General features: G+C 72.5%; 11 protein-coding genes. 3 read left to right on the forward strand and 8 right to left on the reverse strand.

Translation table 11 applies throughout. From position 1 onward, the window contains the following. Nucleotides 1–1303: phosphoenolpyruvate carboxylase (locus HYE82_RS28350; RefSeq protein WP_179177028.1), on the reverse strand; the 1303-nt coding region annotated here is incomplete at its 3' end. A gap of 467 nt (nt 1304–1770) precedes the next feature. Further along, nucleotides 1771–1965 carry a hypothetical protein gene (locus tag HYE82_RS38510; protein ID WP_256987826.1) on the reverse strand — a complete coding sequence of 65 codons (195 nt, stop codon included), beginning with the start codon at nt 1963–1965 and terminating at the stop codon, nt 1771–1773. Here HYE82_RS38510 and HYE82_RS28355 point away from each other — a divergent pair. Both HYE82_RS28355 and HYE82_RS28360 read left to right on the forward strand, forming a co-directional pair. Further along, nucleotides 1898–2824, forward strand: coding sequence for a fatty acid desaturase (locus HYE82_RS28355; protein ID WP_256987825.1), 927 nt, complete (start codon nt 1898–1900; stop codon nt 2822–2824). The two genes, HYE82_RS38510 and HYE82_RS28355, sit on opposite strands and share 68 nt — an antisense overlap. Beyond that, nucleotides 2821–3495 (forward strand): TetR/AcrR family transcriptional regulator, encoded by a 675-nt coding sequence (locus tag HYE82_RS28360; protein WP_179177022.1) that lies wholly within the window; start codon nt 2821–2823, stop codon nt 3493–3495. Before HYE82_RS28355 ends, HYE82_RS28360 begins: the two co-directional genes overlap by 4 nt. Before the next feature lie 98 nt (nt 3496–3593). On the opposite strand, the gene HYE82_RS28365 is transcribed toward HYE82_RS28360, so the two are convergent. After that, entirely contained in the window at nt 3594–3965 is a 372-nt protein-coding gene (locus HYE82_RS28365) for a VOC family protein (protein ID WP_179177023.1), read from the reverse strand. 2 nt (nt 3966–3967) lie between these two features. Next, nucleotides 3968–4828: a trans-aconitate 2-methyltransferase gene (locus tag HYE82_RS28370; protein WP_179177024.1), complete on the reverse strand. Its 861-nt coding sequence runs from the start codon at nt 4826–4828 to the stop codon at nt 3968–3970. 173 nt (nt 4829–5001) lie between these two features. On the opposite strand from HYE82_RS28370, the gene HYE82_RS28375 reads away from it, so the two are divergent. Then, nucleotides 5002–5499 carry a MarR family winged helix-turn-helix transcriptional regulator gene (locus tag HYE82_RS28375; RefSeq protein WP_179177025.1) on the forward strand — a complete coding sequence of 166 codons (498 nt, stop codon included), beginning with the start codon at nt 5002–5004 and terminating at the stop codon, nt 5497–5499. Here HYE82_RS28375 and HYE82_RS28380 read toward each other — a convergent pair. From HYE82_RS28380 to HYE82_RS28395, 4 genes are all read right to left on the reverse strand, one after another. Continuing rightward, nucleotides 5458–6225: a response regulator transcription factor gene (locus HYE82_RS28380; RefSeq protein ID WP_179177026.1), complete on the reverse strand. Its 768-nt coding sequence runs from the start codon at nt 6223–6225 to the stop codon at nt 5458–5460. The two genes, HYE82_RS28375 and HYE82_RS28380, sit on opposite strands and share 42 nt — an antisense overlap. Nucleotides 6226–6733: 508 nt before the next feature. After that, on the reverse strand, nt 6734–7681 hold the full coding sequence (galE, locus tag HYE82_RS28385) for a UDP-glucose 4-epimerase GalE (RefSeq protein WP_179177030.1): 948 nt from the start codon (nt 7679–7681) through the stop codon (nt 6734–6736). Between the two features lie 109 nt (nt 7682–7790). Then, the gene (locus HYE82_RS28390; RefSeq protein WP_179177027.1) at nt 7791–8489 is read right to left on the reverse strand and encodes a response regulator transcription factor; all 699 of its coding nucleotides are present in this window, start codon (nt 8487–8489) and stop codon (nt 7791–7793) included. A gap of 131 nt (nt 8490–8620) precedes the next feature. Next, the coding region (locus HYE82_RS28395; protein ID WP_306439645.1) for a PQQ-binding-like beta-propeller repeat protein at nt 8621–10347 on the reverse strand (1727 nt) is incomplete at its 5' end.

Genomic DNA, 10347 nt, shown 5'->3' on the forward strand with positions numbered 1-10347 from the left:
GGCGGCGGGAGCGGAGTTCCTTGGCGAGGAGCTTCTGCCGGTACTCGCGGGGCATGTCGGAGTAGCGCCAGGATTCCTCGCCGAGGCGGTCGAAGAGCTGGCCGAGGGCGTGGTGGTGGGCGTCGGCGTGCTCGCGGACGTCCATGGTGGCGAGCTGGAGCCCGAAGGCGGCGAGGGTGCGGATGGTGCGGTCCATGCGGCCGTCGGCGAAGAGGCCGCCGCGGTGTTCGCGCAGGGAGGTCTGGATGAGGGTGAGGTCGGTGAGGAGTTCGGCGGTGCCGAGGTAGTCGCGGCCCTCCTCGTGGGGGGTGCCCTTGGCGAGGCGCTCGCGGGTGTTGAGGAGCTTCTGCCGGACGCAGGTCACCTTGAGGCGGTACGGCTCTTCCGCGTTGAGCCGCTTGTAGCGGGGGCTGATCTCGGGGAGGCGTTCGAGGTCGGCCTGGAGGGAGGAGAGGAGCTCCTCGGTGGCCCCGGTGTAGCGGATGGAGTTGGACAGCAGGCTGCGCAGGAAGTCGACGAGTTCGAGGGCGTCGGTGATGCCGTGCTCGTGCTGGAGGATCAGCACCTCGCGGGTGACGTCGGGGGTGACGTTGGGGTTGCCGTCGCGGTCGCCGCCGATCCAGGTGCCGAAGGTGAGGGGGCGGGTGCCGGGGGGCAGCTCGATGCCGACGCGCTGGAGTTCGGCGGCGAGGTCTTCGAGGACGTCGCCGACGGCGCCGGCGTGGAGCTCGTCGAGGTAGTAGATGGCGTTGCGGGCCTCGTCGGCGGGCTCGGGGCGGACGACGCGGAGTTCGTCGGTCTGCCAGACGAGGTCGATGTTCTCGGCGAGGCGGAGGTCCTGGCGGCGGCGGTCTCCGGCCCCGGAGGCGGTCTCCTCCAGGAGGGCGGCGATGCGGCGCAGCTTGTTGAGGACGCTGCGGCGGGCGGCCTCGGTGGGGTGGGCGGTGAAGACCGGGCGGACGTTGAGGTTGCGGACGGTCTCGCGCAGGTGCTCGGGGTCCGCGTCCTTGAGCATGTCGGCAGTGCGGGCGAGGAGGCCGCCCTCGGCGGCGCGGTGGGCGCGCAGCTCGCGGCCGCGGTGGACCTGCTCGGTGACGTTGGCGAGGTGGAAGTAGGTGGAGAAGGCGCGCACCAGCTTGGCGGCGGTCTCCAGGTCGGTGTCGCCGAGGAGGGTGGCGGCGGCCTCGCCGTCGGTCCGGGTGAGGGCGCGGACGCGCTCGACGAGGTCGAGGAGTTCCCGGCCCTCCTGGCGGACGATGGTTTCGCCGAGGAGTTCGCCGAGGCGGCGGATGTCCGCGCGCAGCTCGGCGTTGACGGCGGCGACGGCGGACGGGGCCCGGCCCGGGGTGTGGGCGGTGGAGGCCTGGTCGGCACTGCTCACAGGTGCGGCTCCTTGCAGTGGTCGAGCGCTACGGGGAGGTGGGCTCCGGCGTGCGCGCGCGTGGTGCTGCCGCCCGGCCGGGTGTCTGTTCCGTTGCGGGGGAGTCCTTTGCCGCGCAGCTCGGCTGCCCGTGCGGACCGCGCTGTCCGACGACACCAGGATAGGTGTCCGGGCCTCGTGCCTCGGTAAACGTCTCGACAGGCGGGCGCTGTGCGCCGTGTGGGCGGGCGTGGGCGGTGGATGGGCGGGGCGCGTGCGGTGGGTGCGCGCCTGTGCGTGCGCCGTGCGGTGGTGTTGCGCTCCCCTTGCCGGGGGGCCGCGCTTTGCCATACTTACGTTGCCGTAGGTTACGCATCCGTAGCCGGGGTGCCTGCCTCCTCCCTCTTCCTTCAGGGGACACCCATGACCACCGGTTCCGATCTGCTCGGGGGCGTCTCCACGCCCTCGGATCCGCCGTCCGACACGTCCTCCGGCTCCCCGGCCGGTCCCCCTTCCTCCGGCGCGTCCGCCTCGCCGCTGCCGTCCGCGACCCGTGGCGGGGAGCGCAAGCGGTCGGTGGAGCAGATCGCGCTGCTGCTGTTCATCACCGTCCCGTTCCTGGCGCTGCTGTCGGCGGTGCCGCTGGCCTGGGGGTGGGGGGTGAGCTGGCTGGATCTCGGCCTGATGGCGTTCATGTACTTCCTGACCTGCCACGGGATCACGGTGGGCTTCCACCGCCATTTCACGCACGGCTCCTTCAAGGCGAAGCGGCCGCTGCGGATCGCGTTGGCGGTCATGGGGTCGATGGCGGTGGAGGGGCCGCTGGTGCGGTGGGTGGCGGATCACCGCAAGCACCACCGGTACTCCGATCAGGAGGGCGACCCGCATTCGCCGTGGCGGTTCGGGGAGAGCGTGCCGGCACTGATGAAGGGCCTGTGGTGGGCGCACGTCGGATGGCTGTTCGATTCGGAGCAGACCGATCAGCGGAAGTACGCCCCCGATCTGATCAAGGATCCGGCGCTGCGGCGGGTCTCGCGGGACTTCGCGCTCTGGACGGCGGTGTCGCTGGCGGTGCCGCCGCTGGTGGGCGGTGTGGTGACGCTGTCGTGGTGGGGTGCGTTCACGGCCTTCTTCTGGGGTTCCCTGGTGCGGGTGGCGCTGCTGCACCATGTGACGTGGTCGATCAATTCGATCTGCCATGCGGTGGGCAGGCGTCCGTTCCGGTCCCGGGACCGGTCGGGGAACGTGTGGTGGCTGGCGGTGCTGTCGTGCGGGGAGTCGTGGCACAACCTGCACCACGCGGACCCGACGTCGGCCCGGCACGGGGTGCTGCGCGGGCAGGTGGATTCCAGCGCTCGGCTGATCCGCTGGTTCGAGCGGGCGGGCTGGGCAACGGATGTGCGGTGGCCGTCCGGAGCCCGGATCGACGCCCGACGCAGGGGAAACGCGTCGCACGCGGCATGATGGGGGGCGTGGCGATCGACGGCAGCACTTCCAGCAGCGACAAGCCCAGGCGTGGCCGCCGGGTTCGGATGACGGGCGCGGAGCGGCGCCAGCAACTGCTGGACATCGGCCGGGCCCTGTTCGCCGAGAAGGGTTTCGAGGGCACGTCGGTGGAGGAGATCGCGGCGAAGGCCGGGGTGTCCAAGCCCGTGGTGTACGAGCACTTCGGCGGCAAGGAGGGCCTGTACGCGGTCGTGGTGGACCGGGAGATGCGGCAGCTGCTGGACATGGTCACGGGTGCGCTGACGGCCGGTCATCCGCGGGAGCTGCTGGAGCAGGCGGCGTTCGCCCTGCTGGACTACATCGAGTCTTATACGGACGGGTTCCGGATCCTGGTGCGGGATTCGCCGGTGGCCCAGTCGACGGGTACGTTCGCGTCGCTGATCAGCGATATCGCCACGCAGGTCGAGGACATCCTGGGGCTGGAGTTCAAGGCGCGGGGGTTCGATCCGAAGCTGGCCCCGCTGTACGCGCAGGCGCTGGTGGGGATGGTGGCGCTGACCGGGCAGTGGTGGCTGGACGTGCGGCGGCCGAAGAAGGCGGAGGTCGCGGCGCACCTGGTGAACCTGGCCTGGCACGGGCTGGACGGGCTGGAGTCGAAGCCGCGGCTGGTGGGCCACCGCAAGAGCTGAGGCCCCGCGGCTCCGGCGGGACGGCCGGTGCGGGGTTCGGCGGCGCCCCGCCACCGCGGCTGCGGTGGCGGGGCGCCGTCGCGTGTCCGGCCGCGGCCTCATCCTGCCGGGGGGTGCGGCTCCAGAAATTCGAGGCGGTTGCCGACGGGGTCCTCGGAGTAGAAGCGGCGGTGCCCGGGCAGGCTGCCGTCCCAGACGACGGTGGCGCCGCGTTCTTCGAGTCGGGCGGCGTAGTCCTCGATGCCGGTCACCCGCAGACCGGGGTGGGCCTTGCGGGCGGGCCGGAAGTCATCCTCGATGCCAAGGTGCAGCTGGACGGCGCCGGCGGCGAACCAGCAGCCGCCCCGGGCTGCGAGGGCGGGCGGTTTGGGGATCTCGGCCATGCCCAGCACGTGGGTGTAGAAGGCGCGGAGCCGGTCCTCCGTGCCGGGCGGTGCAGCGAGCTGGACGTGGTCGACTGTGGTGAGCAAGGTCAGTGCTCCTTGACGGCGACGGCGAAGATGCGACGGAAGGGGAAGACGGTGCCGCGGGGGCCGGGCGGGTAGGCGGTGCGCAGCAGGTCGCGGTATTCGGCGAGGAAGGCGTCGGCGGCCCGGGGGTCGTCTTCGAGGGCGGTCAGGACGGGGCGCAGGGCGGTGCCCTTGACCCAGTCGAGGACGGGGTCGTCGCCGGGCAGGAGCTGGTGGTAGGTGGTCTCCCAGGTGTCGGCGGTGCAGCCGAGCTCGGTGAGCCGGTCGAGGTATTCGGCGGCGTCGAGGACGTGGGTGTAGCGGGAGCCGTGGCCGGCGAGCCGGTCGCGCCAGCGCGGGCTGTCGCACAGCCGGGCGAGGAGGGCGTGGCTGGGGGCGGCGTGGTTGCCGGGGACCTGGAAGGCGAAGGTGCCGCCGGGGCGCAGTGCATTGGTCCAGGTGGCGAAGGATCCGGGGTGGCTGGGGACCCACTGGAGGGCGGCGTTGGAGACGATCAGGTCGTAGGGCTCGTCGGGGAGCCAGTCGGCGAGGTCGGCACGGCGGAAGTCGAGGGCGCCGCCGCCGGGGGTGGGTCCGGCGTGTTCGGTGTCGGCGCGGTCGAGCATCTCGGCGGAGAGGTCGTAGCCGGTGATGCGGGCGCGGGGCCAGCGTTCGGCCAGGAGGGCCGTGACGTTGCCGGGGCCGCAGCCGAGGTCGGCGATGCGGGCGGGGTCGGCGGGGAGTTCCGGTATGCGGTTCAGCAGGTCGAGAAAGGGGCGGGTGCGGTGTCCTGCGTGCCGAAGGTATTGGTGGGGGTCCCACGTGGGTGCAGCGCGGGTGGCGGTCGTGGGGATCCGTGCCGGGGTGCGCGTATCGGAATGCATGTTCGAGCCTCCCTGCTGGCGGGGCGGTCGGGAGCGGACGCTCATAGCCCCCTCCATGCCCGCGACCCACCGAAATATATCTCGACATCAAGACTCACGCTTTCAAGATATACCCCTCCGAGACTCTCGCATTCAAGAGACTTCACATCGACAGACCCCTTACACTGATCGGCATGGAGGACGAGGTCGACCGGTTGGTCGCGGCATGGCGGCGGGAACGCCCTGACCTCGACGTGGAACCGCTGGAAGTGCTGAGCCGCGTGAGCAGGCTCGCCCGTCATCTCGACCGCGCCCGCAGGCTGGCCTTCTCCGAGCACGGCCTGGAGCCGTGGGAGTTCGACGTGCTGACCTCGCTGCGCCGCGCCGGCGCGCCCTACCAGCTCTCCCCCGGGCAGCTGCTGACCCAGACGCTGGTCACCTCCGGCACCATGACCAACCGCATCGACCGGCTCGCCAAGAAGGGTCTCGTCGAGCGGCTGCCCGACCCCAGCGACCGGCGCGGCGTCCTGGTCCGGCTGACCCCCGAGGGCCGCGACCGCGCCGACGAGGCCCTCGCGGGGCTGCTGGCCCAGGAGCGGGCCATCCTGGCCCAGCTCTCCCAGAGCCAGCGTGCCGACCTCGCCGCCCTGCTACGCCAGTTGACCGCTCCGTTCGACAACGTCCCCGGATAGGTCCGCCGGCCGTACGCCCGCACGCCGGGCCAGCGCCACGGCCGCGAGCGTGGAGTGCACCCCGAGCTTGCCCAGCACGTTCTGCATGTGCGTGCGGACGGTGTGCGGGGACAGGAACAGCCGGGCCGCCACGTCCTTGCGGCCCAGCCCGGCCACCATGCAGCGCAGCACCTCGTGCTCGCGCGGCGTCAGGGACTCCACGAGCCGTTCGCTGTCGCTGCGGTGCTTGCGCGCGGCGGTCAACTCCCGCAGGACGCCCGTGAGCAGAGCGGGCGGCAGGTGCGTCTCCTCCCGCAGTACGCCCCGGACGACGGCCAGCAGCCGCGAGAGCGAGCAGTCCTTCGCCACCCAGCCCGACGCCCCCGCCTGGAGGGCGTACGCGGCCCGGCGCGGGTCGTCGCGTTCGGCGAGGACGACGGTGCGGACCGCGGGATGGGCCGCTCGGACGCCGGCGACGAGCGCGATGCCGTCGGAGCCCGGCGGCGGAGCCCCGGACCCCGCCTCGCGCTGGGCGGGCACCTGCCCGGCGCCCGCGCCGAGGTCGGCGTCGACCAGCAGCACGTCGAAGCGGCGCCCCTCCGCCACCGCGCGTTCCAGGCAGCGCAGTGCGGCCGGGCCGCTGCCGGCCGCGGACACGTCCACGTCGGGCTCGGCCGCGAGAGCGGCAGCCAGCGACTCGGCGAAGATGCGGTGGTCATCGACCACCAGAACACGGATGCGAACCACGAAACCCCCAAGGGTCGGGGACGGACGACTGCGGGTACGGCGCCCGGACCGGAAGATGGAAGCTGCCGCGGCCGCCGCCGAGACATCTCTTGCATTACCCCGGACCGGACGCCGTACCCGGCGTGTCTCGACCCCTGAATCAACACCGGCCCCCACCGGTGTCACGCATCAGCGTAGAGCGGGGCACCGCTCGCGGTTGGCCGAATAGCAGAACTTTTCCGAGCGATTTTCCGGTCGGCGCCGCACCCAACGGCCCTCTGTATGGCCTGAATTCACGGTCGGAAGCACGGTGGGGCCTTTTCCGGCTCCGAGGTGCTCCGGGCAGATGCACAGGAGGCATTTCACCCGGCGTGTGCGCGCCGGGCGCCCGCGCACAGCGCCCGCCCGCGGCGCTCCCGGTGCGTGGCGCGCTCCCGGTGCGGCGCGCTCCCCCGGGCGGGCGCCGGGCAACGCACCGCGCCCCCCGCACGACGGGTGCGGGGGGCGCGGTGGAGGCGTGCGGGGGCGGTCAGCCGCGCAGGGCGCGGGTGAAGTTCCACGCGTCGGCGATGATGCCCTCCAGGTCGGGGCGGGACGGGGTCCAGCCGAGCTTGTCGTGGGCGGCCTTCGCGGAGGCGACGAGGACGGCCGGGTCGCCGGCCCGGCGCGGGGCGACGACCTCCGGGATGTCCTTGCCGGTGACCTTGCGGACGGCCTCGACGACCTCTCGGACCGAGAAGCCGTTGCCGTTGCCCAGGTTGCAGATCAGGTGCTCGCCCGCGGTGGCCGCGTCCAGGGCGGCGAGGTGGGCCTCGGCCAGGTCGGCTACGTGGATGTAGTCGCGGACGCAGGTGCCGTCGGAGGTCGGGTAGTCCTCGCCGAACACCGAGATCGACTCCCGCTCGCCCAGGGCTACCTGGAGCACGAGCGGGATCAGGTGCGTCTCGGGGTCGTGGCGCTCGCCGTACTGCCCGTACGCGCCGGCGACGTTGAAGTAGCGCAGCGAGACGGCCGCGACGCCGTGGGCGGAGCACTCACCCGTGATCATGTGGTCCACGGCCAGCTTGGAGGCGCCGTACGGATTGGTGGGACGGGTGGCGGACTCCTCCGTGAGCAGGTCCTCGGTGGGCTCGCCGTAGGTGGCGGCGGTGGAGGAGAACACCAGCTTGCGCACGCCGTGCGTGCGCATGGCGCCCAGCAGGGCGAGGGTGCCGCCGACGTTGTTGTCCCAGTACTTGGCCGGGTTCACGACGGACTCGCCGACCTGGGAGAACGCCGCGAAGTGCAGGACCGCGTCGTAGGAGGGGTCCAGGTACTGCTCGGCGTCCTGGATGCGGCCCTCGATGAACGCCGCCCCGGCCGGGACGCCCTCACGGAAGCCCGTGGAGAGGTCGTCGAGGACGGTGACCTCGTGTCCGGCCTCCAGCAGGTGCGCCGCGACGACGCTGCCCACGTATCCGGCGCCGCCGGTGACCATGTACTTGAAAATCGGCGTCGCGGAAGACGGCGTCTTGCTCACTGGCCTACTACCTCTCGCAGGGGAACGCACGCGCGACGGTGCGCATGCCGGTCACTGGCTTACCGGATTACGGGCGCCCGGGGAAATCGGCGTCCGTCCGCGGGAGGGCCGCCCGGTCCAGCAGGCCGGTCCGGGCGGCCAGAGCGGCCGCCTCCAGCCGCGAGCCGACGCCCAGTTTCATCAGCACCCGCTGCACGTGCGTACGGGCCGTGCTCGGCGCGATCTGCATGCCGGCGGCGATGAGCCGGGTGTCCTCGCCCTCGGCGACCCGGACCAGGACCTCCACCTCGCGCGGGGTGAGCAGCCGCAGCAGTCGGCTGCCCTCGTCGTCGGGTGCCGCCGCGGGGTTGAGGAGTTCCGCGAAGGCCCCCTGGAGCAGCTGCGGGGAGATCGCGGCCTCCCCCGCCCGCGCCTTGGCCAGCGCCCGCTCGACGCCCTCGATCCGCTCGTCCTGGCGTACGTACCCGCAGGCACCGGCGGCGAAGGCGGCGGCGATCCCGCGCGGGCTCGGCACGGGGCCGAGGACCACGACCGCGGTCTGCGGGCGCTCCCGTCTGATGCGGACGACGGGCTCGAAGACCCCCGGCTCGGCGGGGGCGGCCGTGCCGAGCAGGCAGACCTCCGGAGCGCGGCTGATCACCAGGTCGGCGGCGCCGGCGGCCGGTGCGGCCGCGGCGAGCACCCGGTGCCCGCGCAGTTTCAGGGCCGAGGCGAGCGCCTCGGCCAGCAGCCGGTGCTCGTCGAGCACCATGACCCGTACGCCCATTGGTCCCCCACCCTCCCCTTTGCCCCGGCAAGCTACACGCTTGTTCGACGGCGTGCGGCGGATACGGCACAGAAGCCCCCGGAAGGCGGACCTTCCGGGGGCTTCTGCCGCATCGTGGATACGGCCGGGGATCAGCCCGCGCCGAAGGACACGAAGAGGTATTCCGGATCCTGCTGGCCGGCGTACGGCTTCTTCACGGTCGTGCGGGAGATGAAGAGCTTGCCGTTGTGGTAGCGGAACTCGGAGTACTCGGGCGAGAAGCGGGTCTCGGCGTTCCGGCTCGCCTTCTCCGCCGGGTTCTCCATCAGGAGGGTCTCCTTCATCGTCATGCCGTCGATGGAGACGATCTGGCCGCCCTTGTCGTAGGGGGGCGTCTTGTAGGCGATGATGTTCGACCCGTCCATGCGGAGCGGGAACATGGTGTACCGCTCGCCGGCGTCGGCGCGGTCGCTGGTCTGCTTGCCGGTCTCCAGGTCGAAGGAGAGCAGCTCGTTGGTGCGGGCGAGCGAGGAGGAGTCCTTGCCCTGGTGCTCGACCGAGGGCACGTAGACCTTGCCGTTGCCGACCACGATGCCGCTGCACTTCTCGATCTCGGTGCTCCGGCACTTGCCGCCGAAGTTGCCGGAGGCGAGCGAGATGCGCGCCTTCAGCTCGCCCTTGGGGTCGATGACGAACAGGTCGCTGATGCCGGTGGCGTTCTTGGCGGTGTCGCCGACGTCGGCGGCGACGACCAGCGGCTTGGTGGAGATGATCGAGGCCCACTCGATGCCCTCGGACAGCTTGTACGAGGCGGTGGGCGCGCCGGTGGCCGGGTCCAGGGTCTGCGCGTACAGGGTCCGGCTGCCGCCGCCGCACTTGCGGATGACCGCGAGGCCCTCGCCGCCCGCGTAGCCGGCGTCGTAGCAGCCCTCGGAGTCGGCCTTGGGCGTCCACAGCGACTTGCCGTCGGCGAGGTTCCAGGCGGCGCCGCCCCTGGTGCCGGCCGCGGCGACGGTCTGGCCGCTGATGGTGACCTCGCCCAGCGGGGCGGGCTTGTCACCGGTGGCGCTGCCCTTGGCGTTGCCGGACCAGACGAGCTTGCCGGTGTTCAGGTCGATGACGCCGACCTCGGTGCATGCCGGGTACTTGTTCTCGGGCGTGGCCGCGGACGCCTTGAACAGCACGGCCGTCTTGTTGTCGCTGACGTGCTTGGTCGCGCCGCAGACCTCGCCCGGGAAGGGCAGCTCCCACTTCTTGCCGCCGTCGACCAGGTTGTAGCCGACGACCTTGGACAGGTCGGTCTTGGCGTACGTGGAGTCGGTGAGCCAGGAGCCGGGGACGGAGGTGATCTCCTCCGGCGCCGGGCTCGGGTGGTTGTACAGCGGCCGCGACTTGGTGTTGGCGGGCACCTTCTCCGAGCCGGGCGTACCGGCCGGGCCCTTGCTCGCACCGGCGGTGGGGTTGGTGTCGGGCTCGTCGGCGGGCCCCTTGCCGGAGGCGTACCAGAGGCCGCCGGCGACGATCAGGGCGACGGCGAGCGCCGCCGCGCCGATGATCATCATCTGGGTGCGCTTCTGCCCGCCGCCGCCCGTGCCGGAGGGGCCCGGCTGCGGCTGGGCCGCCTGCATGGGCGCCGTGGGGGCGCTGTACGGGTTCGGGACGGCGGGCCCCTGCTGCGGGTAGCCGTAGCCCTGCTGGGGGTAGCCGTACGCCGGCTGGCCGGGCGGTGCCTGCGGCGGGACGGCCGGCCCGCCGGCGGGCACCGTCGGCGGCATGGCGGGCGGGCCGACCGGCGGCGCGGCCTGCGGCGGCATCCCGGCCGGCTGCCGCGGGTCCACCGGCGGCTGCTGCGGGGCGGCGGCCGGGGGCTGCTGCGGCG

Origin of the sequence: Streptomyces sp. BR123 (assembly GCF_013401435.1) — a bacterium.
GTDB lineage: Bacteria > Actinomycetota > Actinomycetes > Streptomycetales > Streptomycetaceae > Streptomyces.